Origin of the sequence: Streptomyces sp. NPDC047981, assembly GCF_040653315.1 — a bacterium.
In the GTDB taxonomy this organism is placed as follows: domain Bacteria; phylum Actinomycetota; class Actinomycetes; order Streptomycetales; family Streptomycetaceae; genus Streptomyces.
On the sequence record NZ_JBEZNQ010000041.1, the window covers coordinates 48829 to 68548 of the forward strand.

The window sequence follows — 19720 nt, forward strand, 5'->3', positions numbered from 1 at the left end:
AGGTGACGACCATGGCAACGACCGCGACGCTCGCCAAGGCCGAGGACCGTGCGGCGGTGACGCACGCCGCCCGGCTCAGCCACGTCTCCAAGTCCTTCGGCGGGCCCGCAGGAGGGCAGCTCGTCCTCGACGACATCTCGCTCGATGTCGCCCCGGGCGAGTTCGTCACCCTGCTCGGCGCCTCCGGCTGTGGAAAGTCGACGCTGCTCAACCTGGTCGCCGGGCTCGACCGGCCCTCCGCCGGGTCCATCGAGACCCCCGGCGGCCGGCCCGCCCTGATGTTCCAGGAGCACGCCCTCTTCCCGTGGCTGACCGCGGGCAAGAACATCGAACTCGCCCTGCGGCTGCGCGGGGTGCCGAAGTCCGAGCGGCGCGCGGAGGCCGAGCGCCTGCTCGAACTGGTGCGGCTCTCGGACTCGTACCGCAAGCGGGTGCACGAGTTGTCCGGCGGCATGCGCCAGCGCGTCGCGCTGGCCCGTGCGCTCGCCCAGGACAGCGACCTGCTGCTGATGGACGAGCCCTTCGCGGCGCTCGACGCCATCACCCGGGACGTGCTGCACGACGAGCTGACCCGGATCTGGCGCGAGACGAAGCTCTCGGTGCTGTTCGTGACCCACAACGTGCGTGAGGCCGTGCGGCTGGCCGAGCGCGTGGTGCTGCTGTCGTCCCGGCCCGGCCGGATCGCCCGCGAGTGGACCATCGACATTCCGCAGCCGCGCCGTATCGAGGACGCCGCCGTGGCGGAACTGTCCATCGAGATCACCGAAGAACTGCGTGGGGAGATCCGCCGTCATGGCCAGCACTGAGACGACCACCGCGAAGGCCGCCAAGGCCGACGACCTGGCCGGTCTGGAGGCCGGCCTCGACGCGCTCGACGCGGTGCAGGTGCGCCGTACGCCGGTGCGCGAGGTCCTGGTGAAGAAGGTCCTGCCGCCGGTCCTCGCCGTGGTCCTCGTCGTCGCGGTCTGGCAGCTCCTGGTCGTCGCCGAGGTCACCGACGAGTCGAAGCTGCCCGCGCCGCTGGCGGTCTGGGACAGCCTGCAGACCATGTGGCTGGAGGGCACGCTCCTCGAAGTCCTCTGGACGAGCGTGTCGCGCGCGCTGCTGGGCTTCCTGATGGCGCTCGCCATCGGTACGCCGCTGGGCCTGCTGGTCGCCCGGGTGCGGTTCGTCCGCGCGGCGATCGGTCCGGTGCTCGCCGGCCTGCAGTCGCTGCCGTCGGTCGCCTGGGTGGCCCCGGCGGTGCTGTGGATCGGCCTGAACGACTCGATGATGTACGCGGTGATCCTGCTGGGCGCCGTCCCGTCGATCGCCAACGGCCTGGTGGCCGGCGTCGACCAGGTGCCGCCGCTGTTCCTGCGGGCCGGGCGGACGCTCGGCGCGACGGGCCTCAAGGGCGCCTGGCACATCGTGATGCCGGCCGCGCTGCCGGGCTACCTCGCGGGTCTGAAGCAGGGCTGGGCGTTCTCGTGGCGGTCCCTGATGGCGGCGGAGATCATCGCGTCCTCGCCGGATCTGGGCCTGGGCCTCGGCCAGTTGCTCGAGAACGGACGGAACAACTTCGACATGCCGGGCATCTTCCTGGCGATCATCCTGATCCTGCTGGTGGGCGTGGCCATCGACCTGCTGATCTTCAGCCCGCTGGAGCGCGCGGTGCTGCGCGGCCGCGGTCTGCTGGTGAAGGGCTGATCCGCGCCATGTCGTCCGAGGTCCTTCTCGTCGTCGCCCACGGCAGCCGCGATCCGCGGCACGCCGCGACCGTGCACGCCCTGGTGCGACGGGTGCGGTCGCTCCGTCCCGGACTGCGGGTGGAGACGGCGTTCCTGGACTTCAACCTGCCGTCCGTGCCCGGCACCCTCGACCGTCTCGCGGCCGAGGGCGTACGGGACGTGGTGGCCCTGCCGCTGCTCCTGACCCGCGCGTTCCACGCGAAGGCGGACATCCCGGCGGTCCTCAGGCAGGCCCCGCCGAGCCTGCGGATCCGCCAGGCGGAGGTCCTCGGCCCGTCCCCGCTGCTGATCGCGGCGCTGGAACGCCGCCTGTACGAGGCGGGCCTGACGCCGGGACTCGCCGCGGGGAGCGCCGCGTGGCGGCGGGCGGTCGACGAGATGAAGCGCTCGACCGGGGTCGTCCTGGCCTCGGCGGGCTCCACAGACCCGGAGGCGATCGCAGCGATCGCAGAAACGGCGCGGGAGCTGCGGCGCACCGGTTGGTGCTCCGTGCGGCCTGCGTTCGCCTCCGCATCTCTCCCGAGGACCGAGGACGCGGTCCGGGCGATGCGCGCCGACGGCCTGCGCCGGGTGGCGGTGGCCCCGTATGTCATCGCGCCCGGCCGCCTCCCGGACCGCATCGCGGCGGGCGCGGTCGAGGCCGACGTCCTGGCGGACGTCCTCGGCCCCTCGGAGGAGCTGGCCCGTCTGCTGCTCCAGCGCCACGACGCGTGCCGCACGGCGCAGCGGGTGGCCGTCGCCTGACGGCCCGGCCGCACCGCGGCCGCTGTGGTGACCGTCCTCACACGCGCGCGGGTGTCACACCCGGCGTCCCTCCGGTGTCTTCATGACAGGAGCGAGGGAAGGATCGTGAGGATGAAGACCGTCATCGTGTGCGTCTCCGTTTCGCACGGCAATACGCGTCGCGTCGCCGACACCATGGCCGAGGTCCTGGGCGCGAAGGTCGTGTCTCCCGAGGAGGCCGACCCGGCGGAGCTGGCCGCGGCCGACCTGGTGGGCTTCGGCTCGGGGGTCTTCTACGGCAGGCTCCATGCGCACCTGACCGACTTCGTGAAGGCGCTTCCCGCCGGGCGGGGCCGGGCGTTCGTGTTCGCGACCAACGGGCTGCCCCACCCGCCTCCGGCTCTGGTTGCCCGCCCGCTGGTCCGGCTCCTCGAAGGCAGGGGCTTCACGGTGGACGGGAGCTTCTCGTGCCGAGCGCTCGACACCTGGGCTCTCTTCAAGCTCGTCGGGGGCATCAACAAGCGGCGGCCGGACGGCGGAGACCTGGCCGCCGCGCGGGCGTTCGCCGAGCGGCTGCGGGACGGGCGGGCGGCCAGGGCCTGAAGAGGCCGCGCCCACCCGCCGCGTCCCGGGACCGCCTCACGCCTCGGCGCCGCTCTCCGTTCCGCGGTGCCCCGCCGCCCGTAGCGCGACGGCCGCCGCGAGCCCGGCGACCGAACCGACCGTCAGGGCGGCGGGAACGCCGTTGCCGAGGGTGCCGGAGAGCTGGAGGAGGTCCCAGCGCAGGCCCGTCCCGTTCGTCACCATCCCGAGGAGCTGGCTCGCGAACAGGCCGATGACCGTCGCGCAGACGGCGCCGATCGCCATGGCCGGGAACGTGGCGCGGGTGAGCAGGCCGGGGAGGGCGCGCAGGGACCACCACACCAGCACGAGCAGCAGTACGTCACCCGCCCGGTACAGGAGCCAGTCGCCGGTCGATCCGCCGGACGGGCCCACCCAGCCGCCGAGCAGCAGCCACTGGCGCAGCAGGTCGCCCGGTTCGGCGAGCGGCCCGCCGTCCGGCGAGATCATCTGGATCTGCGCGGCGACCGACTGGTAGGAGAGGACGATCAGGGACAGGGCCACGACGGCCGTCCCGACACTGGCCGCGAGGCGGGCGGCGCGCGCCGCGACGGGCCGGCGAGGCGCGGGATCCGCGCCCTTGCCGGCGACCCGCGCGACGAGGACGGTCACGGCCGCCGCCACCAGCGCGGCGAGGACGAGGACCTGCCGGCCCGAGCCGATCACGCTCGCCAGGTGCGGCAGGAAGCGGTAGCTCCCGCGCCCGTTCGCGGCGATCGACCACGGCGCGGAGACCGCCACCGCCAGCGTGCCGGCCACCACCCCCCAGGCCCACACGCCGAGCAGCGCGGCCGTTGTCCGCCCCCGTGTCGGCGGCAGCCTGCGGAGCAGCAGCAGCGCCCCGGGCAGGAAGAAGGCGAAGACCGCCGCGAACCGGATCTGCATGGCGGTGGTGTAGAGCGAGAGGTAGCGGCTGTTGTCGACGGAGGCGGTGTCCCCGATCCCGCCGGACACCTCGGCGCCGAGGCGGTACGCGTCGGGCGGGTCGTACGCCCAGGGGGCGAGCCAGTGCGTCAGTTCGGCGGCGGCCCGGCCGCCGATCGCGCTCGTGGTGCCCTGGAGGTGCAGCGCCTGCGTACTGGCCCCCGCCCACCACAGCAGCGCCGTGAGCAGGAGACCTCCCGCCAGTGCCGGTATCGCCGCTCGCCGGTATGTCATGTCCCGCCCCCGTCACTCGTCCGATCACAAGGAGGCTACGGCGTGTCGATCACGTACATGTCACGCCCTCCCCTCGCCTAGGCTCTTGATCATGACGGCGTATCAAGAAGCGGACGAGGAGACGGACTCGACGGCACGGCCCCGGCGGACGCGGAGACCCCTGCGCCTGGCGATCGGCGCGCTCGTGCTCGCGGTCCTCGCCGGCGGTGGTGTCTGGGTGTTCCAGGACGAGCTGTTCCGCCCGTTCGGCGACGCCCGCGCCTGCGAGGGCACCGAAGCCGCGCTGCCCGAGGTGATCGCGCCCGGGGGCACGCCGCTCCCCGACGATGCCTCCGAGGTCCACTACGCCGTCCGGAAGGGCCGCGCCCAGGTCTCCTTCCTGAGCGACCGGATCCCCGAGTACCTCGTGCGCGCGGGCATGCTCACCCCGGGCGAACCGCTCATCGACGAACGGAAGGACCCGAAGTACGCGCTCGGTGACGGCGAGGCCGAGCTGCCCACGGGACTGTGCGGCTCCCCGCTGTACGGCCCGGTCTGGTTCTACGGCGACGGTGACGGCTCCGTCGGGGTCGAGGTCGAGCGCTCGCCGGTCACCCGCGACCGCTTCCCCAGCCCGGCGCGCGCCGTCGTCACGTACTCCGTCCGCTGACCGCCGCGACACCGCCTCCGCCCGTCCCGTGCCGCTGGGGTAGCGTCCGACCGTGATCCCGGACACCTTCGCACTCGGCGGCGACCTTCCCGTACGGCGGCTCGGTTACGGCACCGCCCAGCTGACCGGCCCGGGCTACTGGGGCCCTCGCGGCGAGCGGGCGGACGCCGTGGCCGTGCTCCGGCGGGCCGTGGAGCGCGGGGTCACCCTGATCGACACGGCCGACAACTACGGCCCGGACCTCGCCGAGGAACTCGTCGCCGAGGCCCTCCACCCGTACCGGGACGGCCTGGTGATCGCCACCAAGGGCGGGGTCGTACGGACCGGTGACAGCGCCTGGCACATCGACGGGCGGCCGGAGCGGCTGCGCGCGATGTGCGAGGCGAGCCTGCGCCGGCTGCGTACCGACCGGATCGACGTGTACCAGCTCCACCGGCTCGACCCGCGGGTCCCGATGGCCGAGCAGCTCGGCGCGCTGGACGAGCTGCGCGCCGAGGGGAAGATCCGGCACGTCGGTCTGGACTCGGTCACCGCCGTCCAGCTCACCGAGGCGCTGGGCCTCACCTCCTCCATCGTGTCCGTGCAGAACCGTTTCAACCTGCTCGACCGGGAGTCGGCGGACGTCCTGGACCTGTGCGCCGCGCACGAGTTGGCGTTCCTGCCCTGGTTCCCGCTGGCCAACGGCGCCCTGACCGACGGGGCGGCGGACACTCTCGACGGCGTGGCCGGGCGGCACGGGGCGAGCCGGGGCCAGGTCGCCCTGGCCTGGCTGCTCCACCACTCCCCCGTCCTGCTGCCGACCCCCGGCACCGGCTCCCTCGCGCACCTGGAGGAGAACCTGGAGGCGGCGGAGGTACGCCTGGACGCCTCCGACGTCTCCCTACTGGACGCCCTGGCCGACGCCGCCTAGATCTGTCCGGGCGATCATGTGGCCGCTCCGTGCCCGGGTCGTTGTTGCGGGCATGGGACGGGGAGATCTGAGTGATGCCGAGCGGGAACGGTTGCGGCCGTTCCTGCCGGTGCTGGAAAGGATCCGCGTCCCGCGGGTCGGTCCGTACCTGCGACGCCGGGGCATCCGGCCCACGATCCCGGAGGTGGGCGTCCCGCAACCATCATCGACAGTTTTTCTTGTCACTCAAGACGGGCGACAGGTAATCTTGTCGCATGAACGATGTGATCCCGACCCCCGACAGGAACGACGAGAACTTCTGGACCACCGTGCTGACTCTGGTGGAGCCCGCCTGGTGTGAGCCCACCGAGGGCGACTCGTTCGCCATGGACGACAAGGTGCTGGAGGCGGTCCGGGTGCTGGCCGAGGGGATCTCGACCCGTGCTCTCGCCTATCGCGCCGCCGACAAGCCCTTCGACACCGCGCTCATGGCCGCTCCCGATGTGCAGCTGGCCATGCTGAGGTCGCTGTACGAAGCAAAACTGTCCGTCGACCGACTGGCCGAGAGCGCCGCCGTCGTCGCCGGCCGCAGCGGAGCCAACTACGCGCAGCTGGGCGCGGCCTGGGGCGGCATCAAGCGCCAGTCGGCCCGCCTCAAGTGGCCGCACGCAGTGGCCAAGAAGGCTGCCGGCGAGTCCGTCCCGCTTCAGTACGCGGGCGGCGCCGCCGTCATCCACCATGACCCGGATGCCGACGCCTGGTGGTTCACCGCCACCGCCGCGGACCAGCAGGAGAAGGAGTCCGAGGCCGTCCACGCCTCCTCCGCCGAGGCCATCGCCGGGGCGACCGAGTTCCTCTTGTCGCACACCCTTCCCGCCCGGCAGACGCAGGCCTGACCCCGCTGCCGCAGCTACGCGAAGCGTGGGAGCCGGCACGTTGAACATGAGCCCCTACGCGACCCAGCAATACACGCCCTGGTTCTGGCGCCAGGCACCGCTGACGAGAGCGCGACGAAGAACGGACAAGTCCTAGCTTTTCAGCACCACCAGCCGCTGGGTCGCCCGGGTCATCGCGACATAGCGGTCGACAGCGCCCTCGACGCCCTCGCCGAAGGCCTCCGGGTCGACGACCACGACCAGGTCGAACTCCAGGCCCTTCGCAAGACTCGGCGTCAACGACCGTACGCGCGCGGTCTCCTCGAAGGTCGGGTCGCCGATGACGCACGCGACGCCGTCGGCGTGGTCGGCCAGCCAGTCGTCGAGGACGGCGTCCCGGTCGGCGAGCGGGCCGTGGAGGACGGGGATGCCGTTGGAGCGGATGGAGGTCGGCACGTTGGCGTCCGGGATCGCGGCCCGGATGGCCGGCGCGGCCTCCGCCATGACCTCTTCCGGCGTGCGGTAGTTGAGGGAGAGCGAGGCCACCTCGATCCGGTCGAGCCCGATCCGCTTGAGCCGTTCCTCCCACGACTCGGTGAAGCCGTCCCTGGCCTGGGCCCGGTCGCCGACGACGGTGAAGGACCGGGACGGGCAGCGGAGCAGCAGCATCTGCCACTCGGCGTCGGTCAGCTCCTGCGCCTCGTCGACGACGATGTGCGCGAACGGGCCGTCGAGCGGGCGCTGTTCCGTGCCGGGCAGCGCGTCCTCGTCGATCAGGCTGTCCTGGAGGTCCCGCCCGCGCAGCATCGTCACGGCGCCCTCGCCGTCGGCGTCGGCGGCGACGACGTTCTCGATGACCCCGGCCATGCGCTCGCGTTCGGCGGCCACGGACGCCTCGTGCCGGCGCTTGCGCAGGGACGCCTTCGGGTCGCCGAGCCGCTGCCGGGCCGAGTCCAGGAGGGGCAGGTCGGAGACCGTCCAGGCCTGCGGGGCGTGCTTGCGCTGGAGCGTCCGCACCTCGTCGGGGCCGAGCCAGGGCGCGCACATCCGCAGGTAGGCGGGGACGGACCAGAGGTCGCCGACGAGGTCGGCGGCGTCGATCATCGGCCACGCGCGGTCGAGGGTCTCGACCAGCTCCTCGTCGTGGCGCAGCGACTGGCGGAACTGCTGCTCGGACGGGACGTCGCCGCTGTGCTTGTCCAGCAGGATCGTGACCAGCTCCTCCCAGATCTCCTCGCGGGCCTCGTTGTGCGGCGTGCTCGGCCCGGGCGCCCGGAACGCCTCGGCCCAGTCGTCGGCGGTCAGCCGGACGTCGGACCACGGGGTGGTGACGGTCATGCCCCGGGTGGGCGGCTCCTCGTAGAAGCGGACGGCCTTGTCGATCGCCCGCACCATGTCGGCGGAGGACTTCAGGCGGGCCACCTCCGGGTCGGTCTCGGGCGCGGCGCCGGCTCCCTCGGGGAGCAGGTCGCGCAGGGTGCAGGTCCGTACGCCCTCCTCGCCGAGGCTGGGCAGGACGTCCTCGACGTAGTTCAGGTAGGGCTGGTGCGGGCCGACGAAGAGCACACCGCCGCGTCGGTGGCCGAGGCGCGGGTCGGCGTACAGCAGGTACGCGGAGCGGTGCAGGGCCACGACGGTCTTGCCGGTGCCGGGGCCGCCGTCGACGACGAGGGCGCCCCGGGAGCCGGCCCGGATGACGGCGTCCTGGTCGGACTGGATGGTGGCGAGCACGTCGCGCATCCGGGACGAACGCTCCGCGCCCAGGCTGGCGACGAAGGCGGAGTGGTCGTCGAGCGCCGCGTGTCCCTCACGGCCGTCGGCGGTGAACACCTCGTCCCAGTAGTCGGTGATCCGGCCGCGGGTCCAGCGGTACCTGCGGCGGCTGGACAGACCCATGGGGTGGGCGTGGGTCGCCGCGAAGAACGGCTCGGCGGCCGGGGAGCGCCAGTCGAGGAGCAGCCGGCGGCCGGTGCTGTCGGTGAGCCCGAGGCGGCCGATGTAGACGGGCTCGGGGCTGTCGGCGAGGACGACGTGCCCGAGGCACAGGTCCAGGCCGAACCGGCGCAGGGTGCGCAGGCGGGCGGTGAGGCGGTGGATCTCCGTGTCGCGCTCCAGGGCCTCACGGCCGGCGCCGCCGGGCGCCTTCCGCGCGGAGTCGAGCTGCTCGGACAGCTCGGCGATCGTCCGGTCGAGGCAGTCCGCGACGGCCGCGAAGTGCTGCTCGTCGCCGGCGATCAGGGCCGGGGCGGCCTTGGAGGACAGTCGGTCGGAAAGGGCGAACGCGCTGGTGGTCAGGGGATTCATCTCCTCGGTGGTGCCACGGATTCGGGCCAAGGCCTGAGATTGTGCGGCACCACCGGGGCCTTGCCGCAAGGCCCCCCATGCGCTATACCTTAGGAGTGGAAAGGAGTGGGTACACCTCCTGACCCATCTCCTCACCCACCTGATGTGAACCCGCAGCGGCTCAGCCCCGGGTCATCTCCACCAGTTTCACCACGGTGTTCCAGTTGCGTGTCGTCGCCACGACGCCCTTGACGAGGGCGGGCCGGGCGAGTGCCTCGGCGAGCTTGGACCGGCCCAGGCCGTCGGGCGCGTAGAGGTAGAGCACGCGGTCCCCGAGTTTGAACTCCTCGGGCAGGAAGGCCTGCTGGTCGACCGGGGCGAAGCGTTCGGGCCCGACCGGTTCGGAGAAGTACGTGACGTGGAGCTGCTTGGCCTCCAGCTCGGCGGCCGGGAAGGGGCAGGCGTCGGCGACCGCCGCGAGATACCCGGCGGACCTGACGAGGCAGTCGACGCGGAAGCCGAAGCGCGCCTCGATCGCGTCCTCGATCGCGGAGGTCAGCTGGGCGTCGGCCGGCTCGTCCGCGTCGCTGGTGAAGACGGCGTTGCCGCTCTGCAGATACGTCCGGACGTCACGGAGCCCGAGCTCCTCCAGTACGGAACGGAGGTCCGCCATCGGGACCTTGCGATGTCCGCCCACGTTGATCCCGCGCAGCAGCGCGGCGTACGTCGTCGTCATGGGCACACCCTAGGGGGTGTCGCGTCGATCGGGCCGGAACAGGAAGCGGGGTCCGGTGCCGTGGATCGGACGCACTGAGGCGGCCGCCGTGCCCCGTGGGGGAGGGCACGGCGGCCGCCGGTTCAGCGGGGCTGGGCTACTCGACGATCTTGAGCAGCTTGTTGGCGGTGCCCCCGGTCGGGTTGCTGATCTTGTCCGGGGTGGCCCCGGAGACCAGGGCCTCGGCCACCTGGTCCGGCGTGGCGTCCTGGTGCGCCGCGAGGTAGACGGCGGCGGCGCCGACCACGTGCGGGGTGGCCATGGAGGTGCCGGAGATGGTCTTGGTGCCCTCGTCGCTGTCGTTCCACGCCGAGGTGATCTCCGAGCCCGGGGCGTAGAGGTCCACCACGGAGCCGAAGTTGGAGAAGCTGGACTGCTGGTCGTCCTCGGTCGAGGAGGCGACGGTGATCGCCTCCTGGACGCGGGAGGGGGAGCCCTCGCCGGCGTCGGAGGACTCGTTGCCGGCGGCGACACCGAAGGTGACGCCCGAGGCGATGGCCTTCTGGACGGCCTCGTCGAGGGCCGGGTCGGCACCTCCGCCGAGGCTCATGTTGGCGACGGACGGGCCCTGGTGGTTCTTGGTGACCCAGTCGATGCCCGCGACGACCTGCTCGGTGGTGCCGGAGCCCTGGTCGTCGAGGACACGCACGGCGACGATCTTCGCCTTCTTGGCGACACCGTGCGCCGCGCCCGCGATGGTGCCGGCGACGTGGGTGCCGTGGCCGTTGCCGTCGGAGGCGTCGTCGTCGTTGTCGACGGCGTCGAAGCCGGAGGTGGCGCGGCCCTCGAAGTCCTTGTGCGTGGTGCGGACTCCGGTGTCGATGACGTACGCGGTGACGCCCTCGCCGCCGTTGTCCGGGTAGGTGTACTTCTTGTCGCCCGCGGTCTCGGTCTGGTCGACCCGGTCGAGACCCCAGGACGGCGGGTTCTCCTGGGTCGCGTTGATGGTGAACTTCTTGTTCTGGACGACCTTGGCGACGGCCGGGTCGGCGGCGAGGCGCTTGGCCTCGGTCTCCGAAAGACCGTTCACCGAGAAGCCGTTGACGGCGGAGTCGTAGCTGCGGCGCAGGGTGCCGCCGTACTCCTCCGCGAGCTCGCCCTTGTCGGCCTTCTCGTCCAGCAGGACGATGTAGCTCCCCGCGACGGCACCTTCGACGCCGAGTCCGTGCACCGTTCCGAGGGCGGGCGTGGGGGCCGCGCCGGCGAACGGGCTCGTGAGGATGGTGGCTCCGGCCGCGGCAGCGATCGCGGTGGAGACGGCGACGATGAGCTTGGTCTTGCGGGCACGCTTGTGTATTGCCATGAAGAGGGGTCTCCTCGCCAGGATTTGTGGGGGGTTGAGCCTCCGAAAGGAAACCCTTCGGTGACTGCTCGAAAACCCTTGCCCATTGACGAGTGCAAATCAAGGCCTTCAGGCAGCTGTGACTTAAGCAACAAGCTTTCGTAACAATAAAGCCACGCATCCCTCCCAACTCCGGCACAACAAAAGGCCCCCGGGTACCCCCGGGGGCCATCTACGTGCGAAATCAGGGGAGTTCGGCCTCGATGAGGTCGGCCGCCCGGCGCGTTCCACCCTCGCGCGCCATCCGCTCCTGGACCTCCTTGGCGCGGACGGCCACCTCGGGGTCGTCCACGAGCGCGAACACGGACGCCCGCAGCAACTCGGCCGTGACCTCCGCCATCTCCAGGCGCCGGGCCACCCCGAGGGACTGGAGCATGTCGGCGTTGCCGAACTGGTCTGTGGCGAGCGGGACCGCGACCATCGGGGTCCCGGTGGCGAGCCCCTCCTGGCTGCCACCCGCGCCGGCATGGGTGATGAAGGCGTCCGCCTGCTTCAGGATGGCCAACTGCGGGACCCAGGAGTGCACTTCGACGTTGGCCGGAATCTCGCCGAGTTCGGCTGGGTCGACGAAGGCGCCGATCTGGAGCACGACGCGCCAGTCGGGCAGGTCCCCGAAGGCGGCCACGCAGGTGCGGTAGAAGTCCGGCAGCTTGGTGAAGGCCGAACCCATCGAGACGAGCAGCACCTTCTCGACCCCCTCGGGACGGTGCCACTCCCCCTGATCCGCGCGCTCGCCCTGGCACGCGCCGACGAAGGTGAAGACGGAGTCGTCGACCCGGTCGGCGTTCGGCTGGAGGGCGCTCGGGATGAGCGCGAGGGCGCGGCGGGGGCGGGCGACGAGGCGGTCGGGGTGGGTGTCCACGCCGTGTTCGGTGAGCCAGTTCTCGAAGCGGTCGTAGTACGCCTTGCCCCGCTCGGAGGCCTTCAGTTCGGCGAACATCGGCTCGGCGATCTCCTGCTCGTACCCCTCCCAGGGGACGAAATTCGGCCAGAGCCCCACGGTGGGGACGCCCCAGCGCCGGGCGAGCACGGGCGCCGGGTAGGCGGTGATGTCGTGCAGGACGAGGTCGGGCCGGTCGGCGTCGAAGGCCTCGGCCAGCTGGGGCAGCGCCTGGATCCCGTCGGCGAGGAACGGCTCGATGTGGTCGATCAGTTCGGTGCCCCAGGCGTCCGGGTCGTCGTCGGTGGGGAGCGTGGAGGTGTAGACGACGGGCGTGGCTCCGGTCGCGGCGACCTTCTCGGCGAAGGAGGCGGGGATGGCGTAGCTGACACGGTGGCCCCGGTCGACGAGCTCGCGGATCACTTCGAGGCTCGGGTTCACGTGCCCGTGGGCGGCGATGGAGAACATGGCGATATGAGCGGGGCGTGGCGTGGTGGTCATGCGCCCACATTAAGCGAGACGAGACGTCTCGTCCAGTCGGTTACGTGTGGTGGCCCGGCGGGGAGGTCGGTTACGGGTCATCCGCGCTGGTAGCGGGCGAGGACGAGGTTGCCGTCCTCCTCCAGGCGTGCACGCAGCTCCGCCGCGTCGATCGCCCCGCTGTAGTACTCCTGGTAGGCCGGGGTGGCCACCTTGTCCTTCCACTCGGGGTATCCGCGGACGGACTGCGCGGGCGCGGGCCGCAGGTGCGCGGCGACGGCGGCGCCGGTGGCCCAGCCGTCCTTCGCCGTGCGCAGGGACGGGTCCGCGAGCGCCGCGGTCCCGGTGGGCAGCATCCAGTCGCCGCGCGCGAGCCGGACCATGTTGGCCGGCTGGAGGAAGAAGTCGAGGAAGGCCGCCGCCTCCGTCTTGTGGCGGCTGTCCTCGGCGATGGAGAGCGTCTGGGGGCTGACGCCCTGGGCGAGCCCGTCCGCCCCGGCGGGCGCGGGCAGCACGATCCACTCGAAGCCCTTCGGCGCCTGCTGGGTGATCTGCTGGCGGTACGAGAACCCGAGCGGGACCATCGCGTACTTGCCGCCGAAGAACCCGGGCAGGGCGTCGGAGCCGCCGGTGCCGAGCGTGGAACGGGAGGCGCTGAGGTCGGTGTTGACCTGGTCGTGGATGGTGCCGGGGACCACGCCGTCCTGCTCGGTGAAGCGGATCGTCACCTTGCCGTCGGGGCCCCGGTGGAAGAGCTGTCCGCCGGCCGAGAGCCCGAGGTTGAGACTGACCGAGACCGGCTCCTTGAGCGGCCAGGCGACCGCGTACCTCCCCTCGCCCATCCTGGCCGTCAGGTCCTCGGTGATCTGCCGGAACTCCGGCCAGCTCCAGGGCTTCTCGGGGGTCGGGAGGCGAACCCCTGAGGACTCCAGGATCTGCTTGTTCGCCATGATCACGCGCGGTTCCTGAAGGAACGGCACACCGTAGATCCCGCCTCCGAATGTCGTGGTCTCCCAGCTGCGCGCCGGGATGTCGGCCTTCAGCCGCTCGGGCAGGAGGCCGGTCAGATCGGCGAGGTAGCCGCCGTAGGCGAAGTCGGCCAGGTCGTCGGAGGCGTCGTGGATGATGTCGGGCGCCTCACCGCCCTCGAAGGAGGTGAGGAGCTGGTCGTGGACGGAGTCCCAGCTGCCCTGGACGTAGTCGACCTGGATGTCCGGATGGGCCGCGTTCCACTCCGCGACCAGCTCCTTGTTGGCGTCGACGGACTCCTTCTGCCAGGCCAGGGACTGGAAGCGGAGCCGTACCGGGCCGCCGTCGGGTTCGTCCCCTGCCGAGCAGCCGGTGAGGAGCAGCGCGAGCGCCGCGCCGACGGCGGCGAACCTGCGTACCCGCATCAGGACTTCACCGCCCCGGCCAGCATGCCGCCCGTGATGCGTTTCTGGATGATCGCGAAGATGACGAGCGAGGGGATCGTGGCCAGGAACGCGGCCGCGGCCAGCGGTCCGAGGTCGGCGACGCCCTCCGCGCCGAGGAAGTGGGTCAGGACGACCGGCAAGGTCTGCTTCTCCGGGGTCTTGAGCAGGACGAGCGCGAAGAAGAACTCGTTCCACGCGGTGATGAAGGCGAAGAGCGCCGTGGCGACGATGCCCGGCGCGAGCAGCGGGGCGGTGACCGAGACGAGCGTACGGAGCTTCCCCGCTCCGTCGACGGCCGCGGCCTCCTCCAGCTCGGCCGGGACGGCCCGGACGTACCCCACGAGCATCCACAGCGCGAAGGGCAGCGACCAGACGACGTACACCATGACCAGGCCGAAGAGGCTGTTGATCAGGTGCAGGTACTTGAGGACGAGGAAGAGCGGGATGATCACGAGCACGAACGGGAACGCCTGGCTGATCACGACCCAGCCGGTGGCGGCGGTGGAGAGCCGGCCGCGGTGGCGGGCCATCACATAGGCCATGGGCGTGGCGATGACGACGGCGATCAGGGCCGCGGCGAACGCGGCGAGCAGGCTGTTCGCCGCGGCCTGGAGCAGCGGCTGCTCGTCGAAGGCCTGCCGGAAGTTGGCGAGGGTCGGGTCCTTCGGGATCCAGGTCGGGTGGAGCGAGCCGAGTTCGGTCGCCGGCTTGAAGGCGGTGGAGATCAGCCAGAGGAACGGGAAGGCGAGGAAGACCAGATACGCGAGGAGCGCGAGGTACTGGCCGACGCGCGCGGGTCGGCTCGCCCGCAGGGTGCTGCTCACCGGTCCTGGTCCCCCTTCAGCCGTCCGACGAGATAGAGGGCGAGGAGTACGGAGATGACGGCGACCATGACACAGCCCATGGCGGCGGCGTAGCCGAACTGCCCGTAGCGGAAGGCTTCTTCGTAGGCGAAGAGCATGGGCAGCCGGGTGCGGCCGCCGGGTCCGCCGTTGGTCAGGACGTAGACCAGGGCGAAGGAGTTGAAGTTCCAGATGAAGTTCAGTGCCGTGATGGCGAGGGCCACCGGCCTGAGCGCGGGCCAGGTGACGGTACGGAAGCGGCGCCAGGCGCCCGCGCCGTCGAGGGCGGCCGCCTCGTGGAGTTCGTGCGGGGTGTTCTGGAGCCCCGCGAGGAGGGCGACCGTGGTCTGCGGCATGCCCGCCCAGATGCCGACGACGATCACGGCGGGCAGCGCGGTCGCGAGCCCGGTGAGCCAGTCCCGCCCGTCGCCGAGGCCCAGGTCGCGGAGGGTCTCGTTGAGGATGCCCGCGTCCGGGTTGTAGACCAGGCGCCACATGATGCCGACGACGACCTCGGGCATGGCCCACGGGATGATCGCGAGCGCCCGGGCCAGCCAGCGGAAGCGGAGCTTCTCGTTGAGCAGCAACGCGAGGCCGAGGGCCAGCAGGAACTGGGGCACGGTGACGCCGACGGCCCAGAGCAGGCCGATCCGGAAGGAGTCCCAGAAGAGGGTGTCGTGCAGCAGGTCCTGGAAGTTGAGGGTGCCGACCCACTGGGTGGGCTGGGTGCGGCCGGACTGGGAGTCGGTGAAGGCGAGCGCGATGCCGTAGAGGAGGGGGCCGACGCTCAGGACCAGGATGGGGATGAGCGCGGGCAGCACCAGGAACCAGGCGCCGTGGTCCCGGACCGGGCCGGGTCTCCGGCCTGCGGCCGTCGCCCCTTCGGCCTGCTTCGTTGCGGTCGCCACTCCCACAGATCGACCCCTTATGCACCTGTTTTCCCATGCACCCCGGCCTCCGTCATGGTCCTGACGGTCCGTCGGTTCGTCAAGGCAAGCTGCGTGGATGCGAGACTTTGGCTGATTCGCACATGCATCGGGGCAGCTGGGAGAGACGGATGGACGAGGCGCGGGCACGGGAGATCCTGACGGCCGCGGGGCTGTCGACGGCCCGGGACGAGCGTGAGCCCGAGCCGCGGCTGCTCGCGCTCGGCGAGAACGCGGTCTTCGCCGTGGGCGAGCTCGTGGTGAAGATCGGCCGGGACCCGGAGCTGCTCCCCCGCGCCGAGCGGGAACTCGCGCTCGCCGCCTGGCTGGCCGAGACGGACATCCCGGCGGTACGGGCGGCGGAGCCGAAGCCCCGTCTGGTCGACGGCCACCCGGTCACGCTCTGGCACCGGCTGCCCGAGGCCGTGCGCCCCGCCGAGCCGCGCGATCTCGCACCGCTGCTGCGGCGGATCCACGCCCTGCCCGAGCCGACAGACTTCACGCTGCCACCCCGCGAGCTCCTGGGCGGCGTGGAGCGGTGGCTGCGGCTCGCCGGAGACGCCATCGACCCGGCCGACGCCGCCTTCCTGCGTGAGCGACGGGACGCCTTCGCCCCGGCCGCGGCGGCGCTCACCCCGCATCTGCCCCCGGGCCCCCTCCACGGCGACGCCCTCCCCCGGAACGTCCATGTCGGCCCCGAGGGGCCGGTCCTGGTCGATCTGGAGACCTTCTCCTCCGATCTGCGCGAACACGATCTGGTGGTCCTCGCCCTCTCCCGCGACCGGTACGGACTCGATCCCGCCGCCTACGACGCCTTCACCGAGGCGTACGGCTGGGACGTCCGCGCGTGGGACGGCTGCGCGGTGCTGCGCGGGGCCCGGGAGACCGCGAGCTGCGCCTGGGTGGCCCAGCACGCGCCGACGAACCCCAAGGCGCTGGCCGAATTCGAGCGCCGCGTCGCCTCGCTGCGGGAGGGTGATGCCACCGTGCGGTGGTACCCCTTCTGACACGCTGACGGGGTCGGTCGTACGAGTCCTGCGAAGTCCCACTCATGAACGGGGTGCTGTGATGCGCGTGGAACTGTCCGAGGTGACCCTCGACGTCGAGGTGAGCGGCGAGGGACCGGCCGTGCTGCTGGTGCACGGCTTCCCCGACAGCCACCATCTCTGGCGCCACCAGGTGCCGGCCCTGACCGCCGCCGGGTACAAGTGCGTCGCTCCGACCCTGCGGGGCTTCGGCTCCTCCGGCCGCCCGGAGGAGGGCGGCGGCTTCGAGGCGTACCACCCGGCCAAGCACGTCGGCGACCTGCTGGAGCTCCTGGGCCGTCTGGAGATCGACGGCCCGGTCCATGTCGTCGGGCACGACTGGGGCTCGGGCGTCGTCCAGGGCCTCGCCCAGTTCGCGCCCGAGCGGGTGGCGTCCCTGAGCATCCTGTCGGTGGGACACCTGTCGGCCGTCATGGACGCGGGCTTCGAGCAGAAGCAGCGGTCCTGGTACATGATCCTGTTCCAGTTCCCGGGGCTCGCCGAGGATTGGCTCGCCCGGGACGACTTCGCCAACCTCAGGGAGATGCTGACCGAGCACCCCGACGCGGAGGCGATCATCGAGCCTTTGCGGGCGCCGGGCGCTCTGACGGCGGCGCTGAACATCTACCGGGCGGGAGTCCCCACCGAGGTGCAGTTCGGCCCGGCCCTGCCCCTGCCGCCCCTGCCGGGCCCGGTCCTCGGCATCTGGTCGACCGGCGACCGCTTCATGACCGAGCGGTCCATGACCGGCACCGGCAAGCACGTGGACGGCACCTGGCGCTACGAGCGCGTGGAGCACGCGGGCCACTGGCTCCAGCTGGACCAGCCCGAGCGGATCAACACGCTGCTTCTGGACTTCCTGGCGGAGAACCCGATCGGCTGACCGGCCCCCGTGCGCGGACGGTCCGTCAGCGGGCCACCGGGGCGAGCTCCCGCAGCGGCCACGACGGGTCGACGACGGCGTCCGGGCTGCCCTTGCGGCGGAGGAAGGCCTGGAAGTCCTCGGCCCACGTGCGGTACCAGTCGATCTGACGGCCGTGCAGCTCGGCCGGGGTCAGTGCGGCGACCGACGCGTGCCGCTCGGCTATCGCGACGGCCACCCGCACGGCGGCCTCCGCGTCGGCGGACGCCTGGTGGGCCGCTTCGAGGACGACTCCGTACTCGGCGCAGACCGCCTCCAGGGTCCGCTTGCCCCTGCGGTACCGGTCGACGGCCCGGTCGATGGTGTACGGGTCGACGACCGGGCCTATCGGGGCGCCGCCGCGCCGCTCGCTCAACGACGGCAGCCCGTGGCGGCGCAGCTCGGCGGAGAGGAGCGTGAGGTCGAACGAGGCGTTGTACGCCACGATCGGGACGCCCTGGTCCCAGTACCCCGTCAGGGTCTCGGCGATCTCGTCGGCCACCTCGGCCACCGGCCGCCCCTCGGCGGCGGCCCGCTCGCTGCTGATGCCGTGGATCGCGGACGCCTGCTCCGGGATGCGGATGCCCGGGTCGGCGAGCCAGTCCCGGTGTCGCGTGACCCGTCCGTCCCCCGAGACGCCGACGATCGCGGCGGTCACGATCCGCGCCTCCAGCGGTTCCGTGCCGGTCGTCTCCAGGTCGAATCCGACCAGCGGTTCCCCGTGCCAAGCCATCGGGCCTCCTTACGTGATCTCCCCCGTGGTGCTGAACACCCTCGCACGCGCCACTGACAACGGACTCCCGCGGGCCGTCCCCGCCCCGTCGCGCGGCCGTCCCCCGGCCGCCGCCGGCCTCAGGAGACCGGGCGCGAGTCGAGCCAGACCGACTCGAACTCCTCCCTGTATGTCGAGAAAAGTCCGTATTCGCCGTCACGTGCCTGCTGTCCCGCACGCACCAGGTTCCGGCCGCCCCCGCGCAGCACGAGCACCGGCGCCTCCATGCCCCGCGCCTTCCGGAGGTACGACTGGATCACGGCGACCCCGTCCGGCCCGTCCCCGTCCACCAGGTACGCCGTGAAGCGCGGGGTCTCGTCGAAGACATGGATCTGGAAGGCGTCCGGGTCGCGCAGCCGGGACCGCACCCGCCGCATGTGGAGGATGTTCATCTCCACCGAGCGGCTCAGCTCGCCCTTCTTCAGCCCCAGTTCCCGCTCACGCCGCTTCACCGCGCTGCTCGCCGGGTTCAGGAACAGCAGGCGTATCCGGCAGCCGGACTCGGCGAGCCGCACGAGCCGCCGTCCGGAGAAGTTCTGCACGAGGAGGTTCAGGCCTATGCCCGTGGCGTCCAGGCGGCGGGCCCCGCCGAAGAGGTCCTCGGCCGGCAGCTGCCGCTGCAGCCGCACCCGGTCCGGGTGGACGGAGACGACGTCCGCGTACCGGTCGCCGACCAGGTCCTCGACCGCGTCGACCGGCAGCCGGTCGGCGGACGGCACGCCCGCGCCGCTGCCCAGGATCTCCAGGAGCCGGGCGGACGCGCGTTCGGACTGGGCGAGGACGGTGAGCGAGAGGGCCCGGTTGCGGGAGACGACGTTCCGCGTCACCTCCAGCTCGTCCAGGGCGAGCTCGACCTCGCGCCGGTCGTCGAAGTACGGCTCGAAGCACGGCCAGTGCTGCACCATCAGCTCCCGCAACTGCGGAAGCGTGAGGAAGCTGAGGACGTTGTCGTCGGCCGGGTCCAGGAGATAGCCCTTACGCCGCGACACCTCGCGGACGGCGACGGCCCGCTGCACCCACTCCTGCCCCGCGGGCCCGGCCGCGGCCACCACCCACTCCTCGCCATGCACCGGTTCGTACACCGGACGCAGGACGGCGGCCACCACCGCGCGCAGCCGCTGCTCGACGAGATTCAGCCAGATATAGGCCCGTCCGGCCCGCTGGGCGCGGGTGCGCACCTCGCTCCAGGCCTCGGCGCCCCAGTCGAGCTCTGCCCCGATCTCCATCGGCCTGGCGACGGAGACCGCGCCGGGCGGCACCTCCACGGGGTCGGGCGAGCCCCCCTCGTGACCCGCGTCACCTGGGGGCAGCTCCAGACCTCCCGAGCTCACCCGCGCACCGCCTTCTGCTCCTGGACGCCCGATCCGACCGTCTGTCAACGATCAAGGAAGGGTACTCCGCGAGCGGGAGCCGGTGCAGCAGGATCGACAGGCT

Annotated in this window: 19 protein-coding genes; 9 read left to right on the forward strand and 10 right to left on the reverse strand. The window is 72.0% G+C overall.

What is annotated here, in order from left to right:
* The first annotated feature begins 11 nt into the window (after positions 1-11).
* From AB0E14_RS23855 to AB0E14_RS23870, 4 genes are all read left to right on the forward strand, one after another.
* Complete coding sequence (locus AB0E14_RS23855; protein ID WP_362421539.1) at positions 12-806, forward strand: ABC transporter ATP-binding protein; 795 nt, start codon at positions 12-14, stop codon at positions 804-806.
* Entirely contained in the window at positions 793-1689 is an 897-nt protein-coding gene (locus AB0E14_RS23860) for an ABC transporter permease subunit (RefSeq protein ID WP_362421542.1), read from the forward strand. Before AB0E14_RS23855 ends, AB0E14_RS23860 begins: the two co-directional genes overlap by 14 nt.
* A gap of 8 nt (positions 1690-1697) precedes the next feature.
* Complete coding sequence (locus tag AB0E14_RS23865; protein WP_362421545.1) at positions 1698-2474, forward strand: CbiX/SirB N-terminal domain-containing protein; 777 nt, start codon at positions 1698-1700, stop codon at positions 2472-2474.
* Between the two features lie 111 nt (positions 2475-2585).
* Positions 2586-3056 carry a flavodoxin family protein gene (locus AB0E14_RS23870; RefSeq protein WP_362421548.1) on the forward strand — a complete coding sequence of 157 codons (471 nt, stop codon included), beginning with the start codon at positions 2586-2588 and terminating at the stop codon, positions 3054-3056.
* A gap of 36 nt (positions 3057-3092) precedes the next feature.
* Here AB0E14_RS23870 and AB0E14_RS23875 read toward each other — a convergent pair whose 3' ends face one another.
* Positions 3093-4232 (reverse strand): hypothetical protein, encoded by a 1140-nt coding sequence (locus AB0E14_RS23875; protein WP_362421551.1) that lies wholly within the window; start codon positions 4230-4232, stop codon positions 3093-3095.
* A gap of 91 nt (positions 4233-4323) precedes the next feature.
* Between AB0E14_RS23875 and AB0E14_RS23880 the strand changes: the two genes are divergently transcribed.
* From AB0E14_RS23880 to AB0E14_RS23890, 3 genes are all read left to right on the forward strand, one after another.
* Positions 4324-4881, forward strand: a complete 558-nt coding sequence (locus AB0E14_RS23880; RefSeq protein WP_362421554.1) for a hypothetical protein — start codon at positions 4324-4326, stop codon at positions 4879-4881.
* A 52-nt stretch (positions 4882-4933) separates the two neighbouring features.
* Positions 4934-5791: an aldo/keto reductase gene (locus AB0E14_RS23885; protein ID WP_362421557.1), complete on the forward strand. Its 858-nt coding sequence runs from the start codon at positions 4934-4936 to the stop codon at positions 5789-5791.
* A 254-nt stretch (positions 5792-6045) separates the two neighbouring features.
* The gene (locus AB0E14_RS23890; protein ID WP_362421560.1) at positions 6046-6666 is read left to right on the forward strand and encodes a hypothetical protein; all 621 of its coding nucleotides are present in this window, start codon (positions 6046-6048) and stop codon (positions 6664-6666) included.
* Between the two features lie 132 nt (positions 6667-6798).
* Here the strand turns inward: AB0E14_RS23890 and helR are convergent, their stop codons facing one another.
* From helR to AB0E14_RS23925, 7 genes are all read right to left on the reverse strand, one after another.
* The gene (gene helR / locus AB0E14_RS23895) at positions 6799-8949 is read right to left on the reverse strand and encodes an RNA polymerase recycling motor ATPase HelR (protein WP_362421607.1); all 2151 of its coding nucleotides are present in this window, start codon (positions 8947-8949) and stop codon (positions 6799-6801) included.
* A 160-nt stretch (positions 8950-9109) separates the two neighbouring features.
* Complete coding sequence (locus AB0E14_RS23900) at positions 9110-9664, reverse strand: DUF1697 domain-containing protein (protein WP_362421563.1); 555 nt, start codon at positions 9662-9664, stop codon at positions 9110-9112.
* A 136-nt stretch (positions 9665-9800) separates the two neighbouring features.
* Positions 9801-11006: a S8 family serine peptidase gene (locus AB0E14_RS23905; RefSeq protein WP_362421565.1), complete on the reverse strand. Its 1206-nt coding sequence runs from the start codon at positions 11004-11006 to the stop codon at positions 9801-9803.
* Between the two features lie 223 nt (positions 11007-11229).
* Complete coding sequence (mgt, locus tag AB0E14_RS23910) at positions 11230-12426, reverse strand: macrolide-inactivating glycosyltransferase (protein WP_362421568.1); 1197 nt, start codon at positions 12424-12426, stop codon at positions 11230-11232.
* Between the two features lie 77 nt (positions 12427-12503).
* Complete coding sequence (locus AB0E14_RS23915) at positions 12504-13799, reverse strand: extracellular solute-binding protein (protein WP_362421570.1); 1296 nt, start codon at positions 13797-13799, stop codon at positions 12504-12506.
* Complete coding sequence (locus AB0E14_RS23920) at positions 13799-14644, reverse strand: carbohydrate ABC transporter permease (protein ID WP_362421573.1); 846 nt, start codon at positions 14642-14644, stop codon at positions 13799-13801. The genes AB0E14_RS23915 and AB0E14_RS23920 overlap by 1 nt, the downstream gene beginning before the upstream one ends.
* Complete coding sequence (locus AB0E14_RS23925; RefSeq protein WP_362421576.1) at positions 14641-15570, reverse strand: sugar ABC transporter permease; 930 nt, start codon at positions 15568-15570, stop codon at positions 14641-14643. The genes AB0E14_RS23920 and AB0E14_RS23925 overlap by 4 nt, the downstream gene beginning before the upstream one ends.
* A gap of 149 nt (positions 15571-15719) precedes the next feature.
* Here AB0E14_RS23925 and AB0E14_RS23930 point away from each other — a divergent pair, with 149 nt between their 5' ends.
* Together AB0E14_RS23930 and AB0E14_RS23935 are read left to right on the forward strand one after the other, a co-directional pair.
* Entirely contained in the window at positions 15720-16595 is an 876-nt protein-coding gene (locus tag AB0E14_RS23930; RefSeq protein WP_362421579.1) for an aminoglycoside phosphotransferase family protein, read from the forward strand.
* Between the two features lie 61 nt (positions 16596-16656).
* Positions 16657-17496: an alpha/beta fold hydrolase gene (locus AB0E14_RS23935; RefSeq protein WP_362421582.1), complete on the forward strand. Its 840-nt coding sequence runs from the start codon at positions 16657-16659 to the stop codon at positions 17494-17496.
* A gap of 25 nt (positions 17497-17521) precedes the next feature.
* Here the strand turns inward: AB0E14_RS23935 and AB0E14_RS23940 are convergent, their stop codons facing one another.
* Positions 17522-18247 carry a 3'-5' exonuclease gene (locus AB0E14_RS23940; RefSeq protein WP_362421584.1) on the reverse strand — a complete coding sequence of 242 codons (726 nt, stop codon included), beginning with the start codon at positions 18245-18247 and terminating at the stop codon, positions 17522-17524.
* A gap of 119 nt (positions 18248-18366) precedes the next feature.
* Positions 18367-19617 carry an SAV2148 family HEPN domain-containing protein gene (locus AB0E14_RS23945; protein WP_362421587.1) on the reverse strand — a complete coding sequence of 417 codons (1251 nt, stop codon included), beginning with the start codon at positions 19615-19617 and terminating at the stop codon, positions 18367-18369.
* Between the last annotated feature and the right edge of the window lie 103 nt (positions 19618-19720).

Excerpts from the sequence above, each read along its gene's own strand:
- AB0E14_RS23940 (WP_362421584.1), bottom strand. The coding sequence starts at position 18,247 with ATGGCTTGGCACGGGGAACCGCTGGTCGGATTCGACCTGGAGACGACC.
- AB0E14_RS23855 (WP_362421539.1), top strand. The coding sequence starts at position 12 with ATGGCAACGACCGCGACGCTCGCCAAGGCCGAGGACCGTGCGGCGGTG.
- AB0E14_RS23865 (WP_362421545.1), top strand. The coding sequence starts at position 1,698 with ATGTCGTCCGAGGTCCTTCTCGTCGTCGCCCACGGCAGCCGCGATCCG.
- AB0E14_RS23870 (WP_362421548.1), top strand. The coding sequence starts at position 2,586 with ATGAAGACCGTCATCGTGTGCGTCTCCGTTTCGCACGGCAATACGCGT.
- AB0E14_RS23905 (WP_362421565.1), bottom strand. The coding sequence starts at position 11,006 with ATGGCAATACACAAGCGTGCCCGCAAGACCAAGCTCATCGTCGCCGTC.
- AB0E14_RS23930 (WP_362421579.1), top strand. The coding sequence starts at position 15,720 with ATGGACGAGGCGCGGGCACGGGAGATCCTGACGGCCGCGGGGCTGTCG.
- AB0E14_RS23860 (WP_362421542.1), top strand. The coding sequence starts at position 793 with ATGGCCAGCACTGAGACGACCACCGCGAAGGCCGCCAAGGCCGACGAC.
- AB0E14_RS23890 (WP_362421560.1), top strand. The coding sequence starts at position 6,046 with ATGAACGATGTGATCCCGACCCCCGACAGGAACGACGAGAACTTCTGG.
- AB0E14_RS23935 (WP_362421582.1), top strand. The coding sequence starts at position 16,657 with ATGCGCGTGGAACTGTCCGAGGTGACCCTCGACGTCGAGGTGAGCGGC.
- AB0E14_RS23880 (WP_362421554.1), top strand. The coding sequence starts at position 4,324 with ATGACGGCGTATCAAGAAGCGGACGAGGAGACGGACTCGACGGCACGG.
- AB0E14_RS23915 (WP_362421570.1), bottom strand. The coding sequence starts at position 13,799 with ATGCGGGTACGCAGGTTCGCCGCCGTCGGCGCGGCGCTCGCGCTGCTC.
- mgt (WP_362421568.1), bottom strand. The coding sequence starts at position 12,426 with ATGACCACCACGCCACGCCCCGCTCATATCGCCATGTTCTCCATCGCC.
- AB0E14_RS23875 (WP_362421551.1), bottom strand. The coding sequence starts at position 4,232 with ATGACATACCGGCGAGCGGCGATACCGGCACTGGCGGGAGGTCTCCTG.
- AB0E14_RS23900 (WP_362421563.1), bottom strand. The coding sequence starts at position 9,664 with ATGACGACGACGTACGCCGCGCTGCTGCGCGGGATCAACGTGGGCGGA.
- helR (WP_362421607.1), bottom strand. The coding sequence starts at position 8,949 with ATGAATCCCCTGACCACCAGCGCGTTCGCCCTTTCCGACCGACTGTCC.